The 16344-nt window shown below is 66.9% G+C and carries 14 protein-coding genes; 10 read left to right on the top strand and 4 right to left on the bottom strand.

Annotated elements, in window-relative coordinates:
- Nucleotides 1-2: 2 nt before the first annotated feature.
- Nucleotides 3-1115, top strand: coding sequence for an ABC transporter permease (locus V5F49_RS05895; protein ID WP_394116018.1), 1113 nt, complete (start codon nt 3-5; stop codon nt 1113-1115).
- Here V5F49_RS05895 and V5F49_RS05900 read toward each other — a convergent pair.
- The gene (locus V5F49_RS05900; protein ID WP_394116017.1) at nt 1071-3437 is read right to left on the bottom strand and encodes an FAD-dependent oxidoreductase; all 2367 of its coding nucleotides are present in this window, start codon (nt 3435-3437) and stop codon (nt 1071-1073) included. The two genes, V5F49_RS05895 and V5F49_RS05900, sit on opposite strands and share 45 nt — an antisense overlap.
- A 204-nt stretch (nt 3438-3641) precedes the next feature.
- Here V5F49_RS05900 and V5F49_RS05905 point away from each other — a divergent pair, with 204 nt between their 5' ends.
- Nucleotides 3642-4694: an AI-2E family transporter gene (locus tag V5F49_RS05905; RefSeq protein WP_394116016.1), complete on the top strand. Its 1053-nt coding sequence runs from the start codon at nt 3642-3644 to the stop codon at nt 4692-4694.
- Between the two features lie 240 nt (nt 4695-4934).
- Here the strand turns inward: V5F49_RS05905 and V5F49_RS05910 are convergent, their stop codons facing one another.
- Nucleotides 4935-5948, bottom strand: a complete 1014-nt coding sequence (locus V5F49_RS05910) for an MBL fold metallo-hydrolase (RefSeq protein ID WP_394116015.1) — start codon at nt 5946-5948, stop codon at nt 4935-4937.
- A 103-nt stretch (nt 5949-6051) separates the two neighbouring features.
- Here V5F49_RS05910 and V5F49_RS05915 point away from each other — a divergent pair, with 103 nt between their 5' ends.
- Genes V5F49_RS05915 through V5F49_RS05930 form a run of 4 tightly spaced genes read left to right on the top strand, consistent with a single transcriptional unit; the run spans nt 6052 to nt 9802 of the window.
- Entirely contained in the window at nt 6052-6522 is a 471-nt protein-coding gene (locus V5F49_RS05915; RefSeq protein WP_394116014.1) for a MarR family winged helix-turn-helix transcriptional regulator, read from the top strand.
- Nucleotides 6519-8597: an FUSC family protein gene (locus tag V5F49_RS05920; RefSeq protein WP_394116013.1), complete on the top strand. Its 2079-nt coding sequence runs from the start codon at nt 6519-6521 to the stop codon at nt 8595-8597. Before V5F49_RS05915 ends, V5F49_RS05920 begins: the two co-directional genes overlap by 4 nt.
- 9 nt (nt 8598-8606) lie before the next feature.
- Entirely contained in the window at nt 8607-8816 is a 210-nt protein-coding gene (locus tag V5F49_RS05925) for a DUF1656 domain-containing protein (protein WP_394116012.1), read from the top strand.
- Entirely contained in the window at nt 8813-9802 is a 990-nt protein-coding gene (locus V5F49_RS05930; RefSeq protein WP_394116011.1) for an efflux RND transporter periplasmic adaptor subunit, read from the top strand. Before V5F49_RS05925 ends, V5F49_RS05930 begins: the two co-directional genes overlap by 4 nt.
- 218 nt (nt 9803-10020) lie before the next feature.
- Here V5F49_RS05930 and V5F49_RS05935 read toward each other — a convergent pair whose 3' ends face one another.
- On the bottom strand, nt 10021-12315 hold the full coding sequence (locus V5F49_RS05935; RefSeq protein ID WP_394116010.1) for a heavy metal translocating P-type ATPase: 2295 nt from the start codon (nt 12313-12315) through the stop codon (nt 10021-10023).
- A gap of 240 nt (nt 12316-12555) precedes the next feature.
- On the bottom strand, nt 12556-13032 hold the full coding sequence (locus V5F49_RS05940; protein ID WP_394116009.1) for a rubrerythrin family protein: 477 nt from the start codon (nt 13030-13032) through the stop codon (nt 12556-12558).
- A 213-nt stretch (nt 13033-13245) separates the two neighbouring features.
- Between V5F49_RS05940 and V5F49_RS05945 the strand changes: the two genes are divergently transcribed.
- The 4 genes from V5F49_RS05945 (at nt 13246) to V5F49_RS05960 (ending at nt 16173) form a co-directional block, all read left to right on the top strand.
- Entirely contained in the window at nt 13246-13521 is a 276-nt protein-coding gene (locus V5F49_RS05945) for a PepSY domain-containing protein (RefSeq protein WP_394116008.1), read from the top strand.
- 75 nt (nt 13522-13596) lie between these two features.
- On the top strand, nt 13597-14127 hold the full coding sequence (locus tag V5F49_RS05950; protein ID WP_509210749.1) for a cytochrome b/b6 domain-containing protein: 531 nt from the start codon (nt 13597-13599) through the stop codon (nt 14125-14127).
- Nucleotides 14102-14812: a response regulator transcription factor gene (locus V5F49_RS05955; protein WP_394116006.1), complete on the top strand. Its 711-nt coding sequence runs from the start codon at nt 14102-14104 to the stop codon at nt 14810-14812. Before V5F49_RS05950 ends, V5F49_RS05955 begins: the two co-directional genes overlap by 26 nt.
- Nucleotides 14809-16173 carry a sensor histidine kinase gene (locus V5F49_RS05960; RefSeq protein ID WP_394116005.1) on the top strand — a complete coding sequence of 455 codons (1365 nt, stop codon included), beginning with the start codon at nt 14809-14811 and terminating at the stop codon, nt 16171-16173. The genes V5F49_RS05955 and V5F49_RS05960 overlap by 4 nt, the downstream gene beginning before the upstream one ends.
- Nucleotides 16174-16344 lie beyond the last annotated feature (171 nt).

Genomic DNA, 16344 nt, shown 5'->3' on the forward strand with positions numbered 1-16344 from the left:
CCATGCGCGGCGCCAATATCCTCCAGCTCGGCATCAAGGAGCTGCGCGGCCTCGCGAGTGATCCCGTGCTGGTGTTCCTGATCGTTTATGCCTTCACGATCTCCGTCTATACGGCGTCCCGGGCGATGCCGGAGACCCTGAACCGGGCGGCCATCGGCATCGTGGATGAGGACCAGTCGCCGGTGTCGGTGCGCATTTCCACCGCCTTTTACCCGCCCTATTTCACCCCGCCGAAGCTCATCGCGCCGCAGGAGATGGATGCCCGCATGGATGCGGGTATCGACACCTTCGCCCTCGACATTCCCCCTGACTTCCAGCGCGATCTGCTTGCCGGCCGCGCGCCCGCCATCCAGCTCAACATCGACGCCACGCGCATGACCCAGGCCTTCACCGGCGGCGGCTACATCCAAGCCATCGTCTCCGGAGAGGTGGGTGAGTTTCTCAACCGCTATCGCGGCGCCACCAATGTGCCCATCGATCTCGTGCTGCGCGCCCGCTACAATGCCGAGCTGAACAAGCGCTGGTTCGGCGCCGTCACCCACGTCATCTCCTCCATCACCATGCTGGCCATCGTGCTTACCGGGGCCGCCCTCATCCGCGAGCGCGAGCATGGCACCATCGAGCACCTCCTGGTCATGCCGGTGACGCCGGCCGAAATCATGGTGGGCAAGATCTGGTCCATGGGCCTCGTGGTGCTGGCCGCCTCCGCCATCTCCCTGACGGCGGTGGTCCAGTGGCTGCTCGCGGTGCCCGTCCAAGGCTCCCTCGCCCTGTTTCTGGCGGGGACGGCATTGCAGATCTTCGCAACCACGTCGATGGGCATCTTCCTGGCAACGCTTGCCGGCTCCATGCCGCAGTTCGGCCTGCTGCTGATGATGGTGTTGCTGCCTATGCAGGTGCTCTCGGGCGGTGTCACCCCGCGCGAAAGCATGCCGCAGATCATCCAAATCATGATGTCCGCCGCGCCCAACACGCATTTCGTCATGCTGGCCCAGGCCATCCTGTTCCGCGGCGCGGGGCTCGACGTGGTCTGGCCACAATTCCTGGCCCTCACCGGTATCGGCGCCATCTTATTTTACGTCTCCCTGCGGCGCTTCAGGGCCTTCCTGGGCTGAAAGCGCCCCCGCTCGAAGGCCTTCCTGTCCCAGCGCAGAAGGCGTGCCGAGAACCTTCTTCGCCACGGCATAGCCCTCGGCCTGGTTCGCCCTGATGGCGATGTCGGAAAAATCGTAGTCGCGGGTCGCGTGCTCGGCCGTGTCCCCGGCGCGCATGAAGCGCGTGATGGTGGTCGCCGCAGCGTCGCCCATGAGCTGGATATAGGCCGGGATGCGCTTGATCCGTGCGCTCCGGGCGGGCTCGAGCTGGCCCAGGATGTGCTCGACCAGCCGGCGATAGGCCTCGATGGTCGCGCGATGCTGGACGTCGCTGCGCACCCGCTCCGCATAGACGATCTCATCGCGCCGGACGAGCACCTCCAGCATGTTGGTCGGCAGGTCCCGCCGGCCGGAGAACAGGTCCACGACGAACACCCGTTTCCCGTCCGGTCCGCAGCGGTCGATGACGAGATCGAGCGGCGAGTTGCTGATGATGCCGCCGTCCCAGTAGGCCTTGCCGCCCACCATGGTCCAGGGAAAGCCCGGTGGCAGGCTGCCGCTCGCGAGCACATGGTCCGCCGTCAGATCATCGACATAGCTGTCGAAGACCTCGAGGGTCGCCGTCGTCACGTCCACGGCGCTGACGAGAAGACGCACGGGGCTGTCCTTGAGCGCGGCGAAGTCTACGTATTTCCTGAGCAGCGCCTTCACGGGCGCGGTGTCGTAGAAGCTCGTCCAGTTGGCCAGCCAGTCCTGTGGGCGAACGGGAGGCACAACCCAGCGCGGCGTGAAGAAATTGGGCACCCCCAGCGTCAGGATCTGCGCCGCTGCCATGACGCGCCGCAGCTCGGGGTGGGGCAGCTGCGGCGTCGCCACCGCGAGGTCGGACCAGAACGCCTCCAGGGCCTGGCTGGCGTGGCGTGGATTGCCGGCGATGACGGCGCCGTTCAGGGCCCCGATGGAAACGCCCGCGACGATGTCGGCGAAGATACCCTCCTCCTCCAGCGCCTTGACGACACCGCATTCGAACGCCCCCAGGGCACCGCCGCCTTGGAGGATCAGCGCCGTCTGCGTCGGGATATGGTCGAGGACGAATGTGCTCTCGTTGAGGCGCTCCCGGATGTCGCCGAGGCCGACCCGGTAGCGGATCAGGCCCTCGGCGACGCGGGTCTCGTCCGCTGGGCGCCCCACCGAGAACAGTGCTCGCGGCACATCGCCCTTCAGGTAGAACAGCGCGAAGGATCCCTCGTCGAGGGCGCCGCGCGCGATCCAGTCATCCGCCTCTTCCGTCGCGCCAAGCACGTTGAAGCCGATGTCGCCCACCTCGCAGAAGAAATAGGAGACCTCGTCATAGCGCAGCCGGCGGCCCATCATGTTGCGTGCGGCGAGCCGCCCCTGCTTCACGGCGTTGTCCCAGTGCTCGATGTGCCGGCGCCGTGCGAAGACCGGATCGTAGAAGGTGGTGACGTCCCCGGCGGCGAAGACGTTCGGGGCGCTCGCGCGCAACAAGGCGTCCACCACCACATAGCCGTCCTCAAGGGTGATGCCGCTGCCGACAAGGAAGTCCGTGGCCGGCGTGACGCCGATGCTGACCACCACGAGGTCGCAGGGCACGTGACGGCCGGCCGAGGTCTCCACCTCTTCGACCCGCCCGCGGCCGTGGACCGCCACGACTGTGTCGTTGAGGATCACACTGACACCGCGGTTCTCGGCATGCCGCTCGAAATAGTGGGAGAGGTCGGGGGCTTCCAGATGCCGCAGCAGCACGGGCCCCTGCTCGATGACCGTCACCTTCAGGCCGGCGTCGAGGAGCGACATGGCGATCTCCATGCCGAGGAAGCTGCCGCCCAGCACCACGGCCGCCTTCGCCTCCGCGATCGCGGCGCGGATGGCGTCGGCATCGGCCTTGCGACGCAAGCTGAAGATGCCGGGAAGCGACGCGCCGGGCACATCGAGGGTTTTGGGCGCCGCCCCGGTGGCGATGAGGAGTTGGCCATAGCCGATCCTTTCGCCCCGCACGGTGGTAACGGTCTGGTTGCCCGGATCGACGCCGTTCACCCGCGCGCCCAGGGCCAGCTCGATCCGGTGCTCGCCATAAAAGGACTCAGGATGGACAAAGATCCGCTCCGCGCCCTCGGCACCGGTCAGGAGATGCTTGGAGAGCGGGGGATGGTGATAAGGCGGTACATCCTCGGCGGAGAGGATCAGAATCGACCCGGTCGCGCCCTCGCCACGCAGTGTCTGCGCGGCGACCGCGCTCGCAAGCCCGCCGCCCACCAGCAAGAAATCGACATGCCGTGGCGCAGGGCCGCTGCTTGCGCCATTCGCTTTGGCCTGCGTCATCGCATGCTCCTCGGCCGACCAGCCGGCCTGTTCGAATCGTCCGCACCATGACCGGCTCCTGGATGATCGGCCCACCCTTCACCCGTGCCGCGCCAGCGGCCATGATAGGCTTCGCGTCCGCCGCGGGTGCCAAGCTCTCCGGCGCGGCCTGCGGCCTGACTCAGGACAGGACGACACCCGAACCATGGAGGCACGCAGTACCTGATGCCGCGGACGACGATCCAGCAACTCAGCTTTCTCACCGCCGTCGCCCTGGTGAGCGCAGCCTTCGTTTGGATCCTCCTGCCTTACTATGGCGCCATCCTCTGGGCTGTCATCCTCGCGATCCTGTTCCATCCGCTGCAGCGGATGCTTGAGCAGCGTCTGGGCGGGCGTCGCAATCTCGCGGGGATACTCAGCGTGCTGGCCTCGATCTGTATCGCCGTCATTCCGGGCGCCCTGATTCTCGCTTCCCTCGCCCGGGAGGCCACCGCCCTCTACACCCGCATCAGCACACGTCAGTTCGATCCCGGCGCGCTCATCGGGCAGGTCCAGGGGGCGCTGCCGCCCGTCGTCCTTGACGCGCTTTCGGCGCTCGGTCTCGGCAGCACCGCGGAGATCCAGACCAAACTGACGTCCTTCCTGCTCCAGGCCAGCCAGACCATCGCCACCGGAGCAGTCGCCATCGGACAGAACACGGCGCAGTTCCTCATCGGCCTCGGCGTGATGCTGTACCTGCTCTTCTTCTTGTTCCGTGACGGCGCGGACCTCATCGTGTTGATCCGCAGGGCGAGCCCGCTCAGCGACCGCCACACGCAGCACATCCTCGGCAAGTTCTCCTCGGTGGTGAAGGCGACGGTTCAGGGCAACGTCATCATCGCGACGATCCAGGGCGCCACTGGCGGGGTCGCGTTCTGGGCGCTGGGCATCGAGGCCGCGCTCCTGTGGGGCGTGCTCATGACGGTCCTCTCGCTCCTTCCGGCGATCGGCGCGGGGCTCGTCTGGGTGCCCGCTGCCTGCTACCTGCTGCTCTCGGGCGCCTACCTGAAGGGCGCGATCCTGCTTTTGGTCGGCACGCTGGTGATCAGCACGATCGACAATTTGCTGCGCCCGACGCTGGTGGGCAAAGGCACTCTTCTACCGGACTATGTGGTCCTCGTCTCCACGGTAGGTGGCCTCTCCCTGATCGGCATGAACGGTTTTGTCATTGGTCCGCTGATCGCCGCCCTGTTCGTCGCCGTCTGGTCGCTATTCATCGAAGATGAAGAGGCCTCCTGAACGGGTGCGCATGCGACGGAATTGAGCAAGCACGAACCGTCACCCCTTCAGCCCGGGAAACGTCTGCTCCACTGTGACTGAGGCACGTTCGTCGCCGAACGGAGACCAGCACCCGCTCAGAGTGCGAGACCGCATCTGTGGCAGAGGGTCCACTCGCCACCTCGTCCTCTCCCATGCGCCCCACCGATCGCCAGCCATCCTGCGCCGACGATCCCCCTGCGCTCCCATGGGCAAGAATGGCTATCGCCGCACGAACCTCCATCGGTCGCCCTCGCATGCCTCATCCAGCGCCTGGAGATTGACCAGATGCCGCAGATGGGCCAGCGCTTCGCTGAGCCCGAAGCCGATTTGATCCAGCGGGAGAGGTCGGAACAGAACGTCCAGCGTCTCCATCACTGTGCGCGGCATCCGACAGAAGTCCACCAGATGATCGAGATGCGCGGCATGATGCGCCCTGAGCGCCGCAATGCGTGCGTGGAGGCCAGGAAACGGATCACCATGCGACGGCAGCACCAGAATATCGTCCGGGAGCGCCTCAAACCGGCTCAAGGACTTCAAGAAGATCCCAAGCGGATCACCGATCGGATCGAATGGGTGCACGCCGATATGGGGAGAGATGCGCTCCAGGATCTGGTCCGCCGCGATCAGAACGCGCCGCTCCGGGCTGTAAAGGCAGATCATTTCCGGCGCATGGCCCTCGGCCACGATGACACGCCAGGCGCTGCCGGCGAGGATCAATACGTCATCGTCCTTGACGGGCACATAGCGCTCCGGCAGCGGACCGACCGATTTGGAAAAGATCCAACCATCGCGCGGCAAGAACTCCAGAAAGGAGCGGGGCGCTCCCGCGCGGGCGTGGTGCGCGACGATCTGGGGAATGGCTGTCGACGGGGCCAAACGCGAGTGAAATTGGGCCTGCTCCCACTCTTGCCGGCTCATGTGAAATTCCGCGCCGGTGCGCGCTCGAAGCCACCCGGCCAGCCCGACGTGATCAGGATGGAAATGGGTCGCGACAAGTCGCGTGACGGGCTTCGCGCGCAGGCGCGAGTCCGAAAGGACGTTCGTGAAGATCGCGCGTGTCGGGGCGTCATCAATCCCGCAATCGATGAGCGTCCAGCCATCCGAGCCGCCGAGGAGCCAAGCGTTGACTTCACGCGGCGGGAATGGGAGCGGAAGCCGGATGCGGTACAAGTCTGGAAGAACCTCACGCAAAACTTCGGTCGTCTGATCCCCCGGCAAGCCGATCGCGTTCATTCTTCCTCCAAGCGCGCCCAGCAGTCAGGCACACTGCACGGACGCCGCTGGCGATTGACAATAACGTTTGTATCCTTATTAATTCATACCTTATCATTGTGCAATGAACAATATGCAGATAAAGCAACGTCTGACGTCCGATCTCCTGCAGGCGGGTCGTCAATGGCGGCGACTGGCTGAGGCGGCGCTTGTTGCTGCCGGCATCTCGGAGGCCCGCGCTGCACCGCTGGTTTGGCTGAAGCGTCTGGGTGGCGGGGTGCGGCAAGTCACCCTCGCCGCGCATGTCGGAATTGAGGGCCCCTCTCTCGTTCGTCTCTTGGATCGATTGTGCGATGCCGGGCTCGTGGTGCGTCAGGACGACCCCGGTGACCGCCGCGCCAAGACCTTGTGGCTCACCGAGGCTGGCGAGCGCCTTGCCGAACGCGCCGAAAAGGCGGTGGACGCCCTGCGCGCCCATGTCCTGGCCGAGGTCAGCGATGCGGACATCGAGGCAGCGCTGCGTGTCCTTCACGCCGTCGAGGATGCCCATAGCCGCCTTCAACAGAACCGGACCCGCATGGAGGCCGAGCCTTGACCTTACCCTCCTGGCGCGACTGGCTGTTCTCGATCAAGACCTTCGCCGCCGCCATGCTGGCGCTATTCATTGCCTTGGCGATGGACCTTCCGCGCCCTTACTGGGCCATGACCACGGTCTATGTGGTGGCGAGTCCGCTGGCCGGTGCCGCCATGTCCAAGGCCCTCTATCGCACCCTGGGAACATTGCTCGGAGCTTCGGGGGCCATCGTGCTCGTGCCCGCGTTCGTGGACCTGCCCGAGCTCCTGTCCCTTGCCGTGGCCGCCTGGGCCGCAACCCTGCTCTATCTTGCGCTCCTCGATCGCACGCCCCGGGCCTACGCATTTATGTTGGCGGCCTATACCCTGCCGCTCATCGCCCTTCCCACCGTCTCGGCACCGCAGACCATTTTCGACGTGGCTCTCGCCCGCAGCGAGGAAATCATTCTCGGGATCCTGTGCGCGAGCGTGGTCTGCGCGACCATTTTTCCGCAGAGCGTCGCTCGCGCCCTCTTCGGTCGCGTATCCGGTTACCTGCGCGACGCCGGCGCGTGCGCCGTGGAGGCCCTGCGAGGTGAGGCGCTGACCGGCGGCGCTTCTCGCAGCCAGAAGCTCGCAGCCGATGTGGCCGCTCTCGACGCCTTGATCCTCCAGCTGTCCCACGAATCCAAGGCGCGTGATCTCGTCCGGGGGGCCCGCGAGCTGAGAGGGCGCCTGTTGCATCTCCTGCCGCTCCTGTCTTCCCTGTCTGATCGCATGCGCGCCTTGGCGCCGACGCGCCAAGGCAGCAGCGAGAGCGCGGATGACCCGCTATTCCGTCTTGCGGACGAAACCGCCGCCTGGATATCCGAGCCGCTGACACGAGCACCGCCGAGCCCCAAACACCTGTACGAGCAGCTCGCCGCGTTGAGTCCTGGGGTCGAGGACCTTCATGACTGGACGGCGCTTCTGCGCGCTCATGCGTACTCCCGGCTGCAAGAGCTGATCGATCTCTGGCAGGACTGCCTCTGCCTTCACCAGCAAATGCAGTCTGAGGACCCGGGGAGGACCTTCCATCCCGTCCTGAATCACCGTCCCATCGTTGGCAACGCGCGCCATCACGATCACGGCCTGATCGCTGTTTCCTCGCTCTCCGCAGCCCTCGCAACACTTTCCGCCAGTTTCGCCTGGATCCAGAGTGGGTGGGCAAACGGTGCCAATTTTGTCGCCATGACTACCGTCGCATGCTGCTTCTTTGGTGCCCTCGACAGGCCAGCCCCGCTGATCCGAGCTATGATCACATGGTTCGCGGTCGCGCAGATTCTCGCGGGTGTCTGGCTTTTCACGATCGTACCTCTGGTCCAGGATTTCGAGACCCTCGTGCTGGTTTTGGCGCCGCCTTTCCTGCTCGTGGGCGCCTTCATTCCCCGGCCGGAGCTCGCCCTCGCCACCCTGCTTTTGGCTGCGGGCGGGGCAGGCTCCCTCGCGATCCAGAGCCGCTACGGCGCCGATTTCACCATTTACCTGAACGAAAGCTTGGCAGTTGTAGCGGGGCTGACATTCGCGTGGATCTGGGTCCTGGTGACCAAGCCCTTCGGCGTCGAGATCGCGGCGCGCCGCCTGCTGCGCTCAGGCTGGAGTGATCTTGCCGCGACTGCCGCGGGGGCGCGCCGCCAGGATCATGGCGTTCTCACCAGTCGAACCCTCGATCGGCTCGGCCAGTTCGTCCCACGCCTCGCTGCGGGAGCCCTCAGCGGGCCGATCGCCGCAGACGGGCTGAGGGACCTGCGTGTCGGCTACAATGTCCTCGACCTCCAGCGTGACAGGCGTGCGCTACCGGGACAGGTCAAGCAGCCGATCAATGCCGTTCTGACCGGGGTAGCGCGGCACTACGCGGTACAGGCCGATAGCGGAACGCCCACCCCGCCTGACCCGGCTTTGCGGGAGAAGATCGACCAGGCGATTGCCGATGTGCTTGCCGAGGCTGTCGGGGTGCCGGCAAACAACGCAGTGCACGCCCTTGTCGGGCTGCGACAAGCCCTGTTTCCGGATGCGTCCGCTCCGGTTTTCCCCCCACGGCCATCGGCGCAGCACCCTGCGTTGATTGCGGCCGCATGAGGAGCGACCATGATCGCGGAAGTGGACATTCTTGGCGTTTACCTGCCCATCTTTCTCGTGGTCTCGCTGCTGGCCTTGGTAAGTACCCGACTGGAGGCGCGATTGCTCTCGTCTGTGGGCGCGGATCGGTTTATCTGGCATCCCGCCCTGTTCCACCTCTCGGTATTCACTGTTCTCGCGGGGGCCACCTTCTATCTTCTTGAATGGCTTGCAGGATGAAGCTCAGCATAGCGCAAAGCGGACGCATCGCGGTCACGCTCATAGCAGCAATCGGTGCAATCATGATGGCGCGCGCCTTGTGGAACTCCTACGTGAACGCGCCTTGGACAAGGGATGCGAGGGTGCGCGCCGACGTCGTCAATATCGCCCCCGACGTCGCCGGTCTCGTCGACGAGGTGTTCGCGCGTGACAATGCCGAGGTAAAGAAGGGGGACATCCTGTTTCGCGTGGACCGCGAGCGTTTCGAGATCGCCCTCCGGGAGGCCGAAGCGATCGTGGAGGGACGTGCCGCCACCCTGGAGCAGGCAAGGCGTGAGCTTGAGCGATACGAGCATTTGCGCGCGAAGGAGGTGGTATCGCGCCAGAACGCCGAACAGGCCGCGACCGCAGTCACCCAGGCCGACGCGGCATACCGGCAGGCCTTGAGCGCACGCGATCTTGCCCGGATCAACCTCGAACGTTCCGATGTCAAGGCTCCGGTCGATGGCATCGTAACCAATCTTCAGCTGCAGAAAGGCGATTATGTCACCACTGGCAAGGCGGTCGTTGCGCTTCTCAATGCGGATTCCCTGCGCGTGGAGGGCTATTTCGAGGAGACGAAGCTGCCCCGCATTCGCGTGGGCGACTCGGTCACAATCCGCCTCATGGGTGAGCTCAGCTCCTTAAGAGGTCATGTGGAAAGTATCGCCGCGGCGATCGAGGACCGTGAGCGGACCACCGGTGCCGGCTTACTCGCCAATATCAATCCCACCTTCAACTGGGTGCGCCTCGCCCAGCGTGTTCCGGTCCGCATCGCCATCGACCGCATGCCTTCCGGAGTTCGGCTCGTGGCCGGCCAGACCGCAACCGTGGAGGTCGATCCCGACGCTCGCCCCCGAGCCGCACGGGTAGATGGAACAACCCTCGCCAAACCTGAAGGCGCGCAGACACGCCTGTGGGATGTCCCATTGGATGTTGAAAAAGAAGGGCGGCGGGGCTCGCCTTGAGCGGCGTGTCACCAGCGGCGTGTCACCAGCAGCGAGCGCCAGAGCCGGCATTGCCGGCTCCTGGCATGAACCCCTCGATACCAACCGATGCGCTCGCGCGGCAGCGCAACCTGCCTGGATCAGCCAACCACTGGCCGAGACCCCAATCACCTCATCTCACTCGAAAAGAAATCTGCGATATCCATACCTTGCACGTCGCCTTGTGATGGCGCATCGGCTCAGACTGCGGCGTTCTCATAGATGTCTTCTTCCTGCGCATTGTGCATGCGCACCAGTGCCTCGATGGATTCCACCATGCGTTGCGCGTCGCGGATGAGGTAGCGGTCCGCATCGGCAGCGGTCAGGCCCTCCGCGAGGCGGCTCAGCAGACGCGCGAGATGGAGGATCTCGCGATGGGCGCGGCTCATGGCGGCGAGGCTGTCGCCATCGTGCAAGGCGGCACGCAGCTGCGGATAGACGTTGTCCTCGTCCAGCCGCTCGTGGGCCGCGATCCTGATGGTCACCAGCGTGCCGGCTTCCCGGATGAGGGCGACGGCGGCAGCGCCGGTGGCATCGTCCAGGGCATCGGCGATCTCCCGCATCCGGTCGAGGGTCGCCTCCAGCTCGCGATGGTCCTCTTGAAGGGCCAGGGTGACGGCCGGCTCAAGCGCGCGATGGCCGAGGCTCCGGCCCGCCGTCAGGGCGCGCAGGGCGTTGAGGATGACGGCCACGTCAATGGCCTCCTGGGTCAGCGCGCCCGCCACCGGCGGCAGCCAGCCGAAGGCGGCCGCGATCATAGCAATGCCGGAGAGCCCCATGCCGACGCCGATGCTCTCCATTGCGATGCGTCGCGTGCGCCTGGCGATCGCAACCGCGTCCGATACCCGATCCAGCCGGTCCACGAGGATGACCGCATCCGCGGCTTCCGATGATGCGCTCGCGCCGCGCGCGCCCATGGCGATGCCCACGCCGGCGGCGGCCAGCGCCGGGGCATCGTTGATGCCGTCGCCGACCATCAGGGTGGGGTTGAGCCGCTGCTCCACCGCGACGGCCTCCAGCTTGTCGCCGGGGCTGCGGTTGGCGAGGACGCAATCGAGGTCCAGGGCGGCGCCGATGGTCTCCGCCGCCTCGGCATTGTCGCCGGTCAGCATGACGATGCGCGCCACGCCCGCGGCGCGCAGGGACTGGACGGCGCGCGGCGCTTCCCGCCGCAGCTCGTCGGCGAGCAGGATGGCCCCCTTCACCTTGCCGTCCACGGCCACGAAGACGCCGAGCGCCGACCGCCATGCCGCCCGCCGCAGCGCCCGCGCCGCCCACGGCTCGGGCTGGAGGGCGCCGCAGACGAGATCATAGGAACCCGCCTTCACCCGCCGCCCGCGGACGCGGCCCTCGAGGCCGGCCCCCATGATCTCACGCACCGCTTCGGGCGCATCGAGCGCGAAGCCCCGCCCGCGGGCCGCCGAGACGATAGCTGCCGCCACCACATGGTGCGAGGCCTGCTCCAGGGAGGCCGCGAGGCGCAGGATCTCGTCCGGGCTCTCGCCGGGCGCCACCTCCACCGCGACGAGACGGGCGCCGCCCACCGTCAGCGTGCCGGTCTTGTCGAGCACCACGGTGCGGATGCGGGCCAGCGCTTCCAGGGCTGCTCCGCCCTTCACCAGAATGCCGAGCCGCGCAGCCCGCGCGACACCGGCGATGAACGCCACCGGGGCGGCCAGGATCAGCGGGCACGGTGTCGAGGCCACCAGCACGGCGAGGGCGCGCAAATCATCGCCGGACAGCGCCCAGGCCAGGCCGGCGAGCATCAGGGTCGCGGGCAGCAGCAGCAGGGCATAGCGGTCGGCAAGGCGGATGAAGGGGGACTTGGCGGTCTGCGCGGCCGTCACCATCCGCACGATGCCGGCATAGGTGCTGTCGCCGGCGACGGCGGTGGCACGAATCTCGAAGGCTTCTCCAGCATTTATGGTGCCGCTGAACACCGGCGCGCCGCGCGCCTTGCCCACCGGCATGGGCTCTCCGGTCAAGGCCGCCTCATCCACCGTGGCGGCGCCGTCTGCGAGGAGTCCGTCGACCGGGATGACCTCGCCGGCATGCACCACCAGCAGATCGCCGCGCGCGACGGTGTCGACGGGAATATCGATGATGGCGTCGCCATCGCGGCGGTGGGCGATGCGGGGCGCACGATCCACCAGCGACCGCAAGTCCCGCTCCGCCCGTGCGACGGCGATGTCTTCCAGGAGGTTCCCGCCGGCATACATCACGGCGACGACCGAACCCGCGAGGCTCTCGCCCATCGCGAGCGCCCCGCTCATGGACAGCAGCGCTACCGCGTCGACGCCCATGCGCCCGGCGGCAAGATCCCTTGCGATGGCGACGGCGAGCCAGACGATGACGGGGAGCGTGCCGCCGGTCCAGATCCGGGCGGCCAGCGCCGCATCGTCGAGCCACCATGCTGCAACGCCGCCCATGAGGCCGAGCAGGGCAACCCCCGCAAGGCTCCGGCGCAGAACGCGCTGGTCGAGGAAACGCCCCATCTGTGCCCCCGCGATGCATGCTTGGCCGCAGCGGAGGTTAATCCGGTGATCTGGCATGCGCCATGGCGCTATGACCGCAGTCCTCCCGGGGGCGCCGAGGCGGATGCAGTTCGGAACTCTCGAAAGGCGGAAACCAGGGCACGCCGGCGAGGCCCGCCGCCGGAACGCGCACGATGCCTTGGATGATCCGCCAACCGTGGTGCCGTGCGACGCGAGAGGGGCTCGCGCCGCACGGAAAGATCACTTTTCGGCACGCAGCTTTTCCACCGCGGCCTTGTAGGCCGCATAGTGGTCGCCTTCGTCGGCGGCGATCTGGCGGAACAGCTCCGCCATCTTCTTGTCGCCCACCGCATCGGCCTGAGCGGCGAACTCGACGTACATCTTGGTGTTTTCGTAGTGTTCGCCGGCCATGCCGTCCAGCAGGTTGGCCTCGTCGCTGTTCACGAGGCCGAGGGCATCCGCCTCGCGGGCGAAATGCTCGTTGGCCTCGACGTTCGCGCTTTCGTCGAACAGCTTGGCGATCTCGGGATGGCCGCTCTTGCGCGCGCGCTCGGCATAGGCCTGGTACTTCAGGTTGGCGAAGGCTTCGCCGTGCATGGCCGCTTCCAGGTTCTTCTTCGTCTGCGGATTGAGGGCGTCGGCGGCAAAGCCCGGGACGGCGGCGAGCGAGGCGCAGGCGAGAACGCCGGCAACGAGAAGGCCGCGAACGATGGTCATGGATCGGTCTCCCGAAAGGATGGCGTCGCCCGAAGGAGCGGCGGCTCCTCGATACGCGGGCGGGCTGACGACGTCCTGACGCGGTCCACAATTGATAGCTGCCGGGTTTTCGCATCTCTCGGCCTGTCAGGCTTTCGTCAGCGGCAATCGCTAGGAGACGGAGCCGGCGGGACGGGCCTGGTCCATCGCGTCCCGCAGCATGAGGAAAACCCGATGATCCGCAGATTTTTCATCGCTTCCGCCGCGCTGTGCCTGGCCTCTTCCGCGGCGCTCGCGAGCCCGACCTGCACCAGGGAGCCGCAGGACAAGTGGCTCAGTGAAGAGGCCATGAAGCAGAAGATCAGCCAGATGGGCTTCAAGGACATCAAGGTGTTCAAGAAGACCACGACCGGGTGCTACGAGATCTACGGATACAATGCGGACGGCCGCAAGGCGGAAGTCTATTTCAATCCCGTGACCGGCGAGATTGTCGAGAACAACGTGGACTGAACCATGGCCACGCTGCCCCATCGATCCGAAGCATCGGCGCGTGTCCGGTATACCGTTCCGGTTTGGGATCCGCTGGTGCGGATCTTCCATTGGATGGTGGTGCTCGGCGTCGCGCTGAACAGCTTCGTCCTTAAAAGCGGCAAGGCGCCGCACCGTTATGTGGGCTACGCCGTGGCCGCCGCGCTCGCCGTACGGGTGGCATGGGGCTTCGTCGGCAGCGCCCATGCGCGCTTTTCCGATTTCGTCGCCGCGCCCCGCACCGTGGTGTCCCACCTGCGCGCGATCGTCGCCCGGCGCGACCGGCGCTATGTGGGCCACAATCCGGCGGGCGGGGCCATGGCGCTCGCGCTCATGGGCCTGCTCGCCCTCACCTGCCTCACCGGCTGGATGCAGACCCTCGACGCCTTCTGGGGGGTGGAATGGGTGCAGGAGGTACATGAGGTCTCGTCCAACCTCATTCTCGCCATGGCGGCGGTGCACGTGCTCGCCGCCATCGCCAAAAGCGTCGCAAACCGGGAAAACCTGGTGCTCGCCATGATCACGGGGCGCAAGCGCCGCGCCCGCGGAACGGATGTCGACCATGCGGGTTCTGCTCGCGGAGGATAATGCGCGGCTCTCGACCCTGATCGCGGAGGGGCTGGAGGCCGAGGGCTTCGTGCTCGACCGCGTCGCCTCCCTGGGCGCTGCGCGGGAGAGCGCGGCCGTCATGTCCTATGACCTCCTGCTCATCGACCTCGGCATGCCGGACGGCGACGGCATCGACTTCATCCGCGCCATCCGGCGGGCCGGGAACGGGGCCCCCATCCTGGTGATCACCGCCCGCAACGGTCTCGGTGACCGGGTCGGCGGCCTCGATTCGGGGGCCGACGACTATCTGGTGAAGCCCTTCGACATGGCGGAGCTGGCGGCGCGCTGCCGCGCGCTGCTGCGCCGTCCCGGCGGCTGCCTCGGCATCATCCTGAGGCTGGGAAACCTCGATTTCGACACCGTGGCGCACGAGGTGCGCGTTTCCGGCCGCTTGCTCCACGTGCCGCCGCGGGAGCGGGACCTGCTGGAGCGCCTGATGCGGCGGGCCGGGCACGTGGTGAGCAAGACCAGCCTCGAGGAAGCCATGTACGCCCTCTCTTCCGAGGTGACGCCCAACGCTCTGGAGGCGGCGGTCTCGCGTCTGCGCCGGCGCCTCGCCGCCGTCGGGGCGGACGTGATCCTGCACACCACCCACGGCATCGGCTACATGCTGGCGCAGGCCCCGCATCCCGCCGATGCCGGCGCGGAACGGGACGCCCCGTGAGCGCGAACCGCCTGCCCACCGCGCCGCACAGCCTGTTCTTTCGCCTCTCGGTGCGCCTCGCTCTGGTGGGGCTCGTCTTCCTGGTGGTCGAGCTGCTCGTCGTCGTGCGGATGTATGTCAACAATCCCAACGAGCTCGACCAGCTCCTGGTGACCGCGGAGGCGGACCGGATCGCCCGGGAAATCCCGCAGATGCGGGAAGGGGCCGGCAACCCGGTTCCGGAGGGGCTGCGGCATCCGCTCGCCGCCGGGACGCGGCGCGCTTTCCTGATCCATGAGCGCGGCGGCGCCGTGGTGGCGCGGTTCGACGACGCCAGCCTGAAGATCGCCGACGAGCCGCCTCTGTCCTTCCTGGTCATCCGGACCCAGCGCGAGAGCTGGGACAGCCGCTTCCTGCTCACGGGCACCCGCCGCGTCGAGGTCGCGCGGCATCCCTACTGGATCACGGTGGCCATCGCCGGCGAGGGCTTCCGGCCGTTCGTGCCGGTCATCTTCAACGAGATTCGCTTCCACGTGATCTTGCCGCTCATCCTGCTCTCGCTCATGTTCCTCCTGTTCAATTTCAGCGTGGTGCGCACCACGCTGAAGCCGCTCGAGACCACCATCGCCGCCATCGACCGGATCGACCCGGCCCAGGTGTCCACCCGGATCGAGGCGGAGCCCTCGTTGCGGGAGGTGCAGGCGCTGGTGACGTCGGTCAACGTCATGCTGGCACGCATCGAGCGCTCCGTGCGTGCCCTGAAGGACTTCGCGGGGGAGGCGGCGCACGAGCTGCGCACGCCACTCGCCATCATGATGCTGAGCATCGGCAAGCTGCCCGACAGCGTGGAGAAGGCGAAGCTCGTGGCCGACGCGCAGCGCATGAAGCGCCTCGTGGACCAGATGCTCGACATGTCGCACGCGACCGCATTGGAACTCGCGCCGGACACCCGGGCCGATCTCGGCGTCATCGCGCGTGAGGTGGTGGCCGAGCTGATACCGCTCGCGGTCATGCGGGGTCGAACCATCACCTTTCGAGAGGCGGGAGCAGCGCGCGTGCCCGGTCACGGCGACGCCATCGGCCGGGCGCTCCGGAACCTCGTGGAAAACGCTCTGGCCCACACGCCGGCAGGCACCGCCGTCGAGGTGACCGCGGGTCCCGGGGGGCAGTGCGCGGTGCGCGACCATGGCCCCGGCATCCCACCGGAGCGGCGCGGCGACGTGCTGGAGCGCTTCCGGCGCCTTGACAAGAGCCGTTCGGACGGGGCGGGACTGGGCCTCGCGATCGTCGCCACCACGATGGAACTGCACAACGGCACCGTCCGGATCGAGGACGCACCCGGCGGCGGCGCGCTCATGCGTCTCGTCTTTCCGGGCGGGTAACGCTCAGCGCATGGCGAAGAGTTCCTGGAGGAACCTCTCCTCCGCTGGAAAGCCCTCGTCCGCGAAATCGGCTCACGGCGCGCGACCTGAATATCCCGGTCGCGCGGCTGCAGGCTATGGCGCCGGACGGTAGGGTCCGTCCGCGCCGGCAGGTGCTCAGGGCCATGTTGC

It is taken from the genome of Xanthobacter lutulentifluminis (assembly GCF_043194675.2).
Lineage (GTDB): Bacteria > Pseudomonadota > Alphaproteobacteria > Rhizobiales > Xanthobacteraceae > Xanthobacter.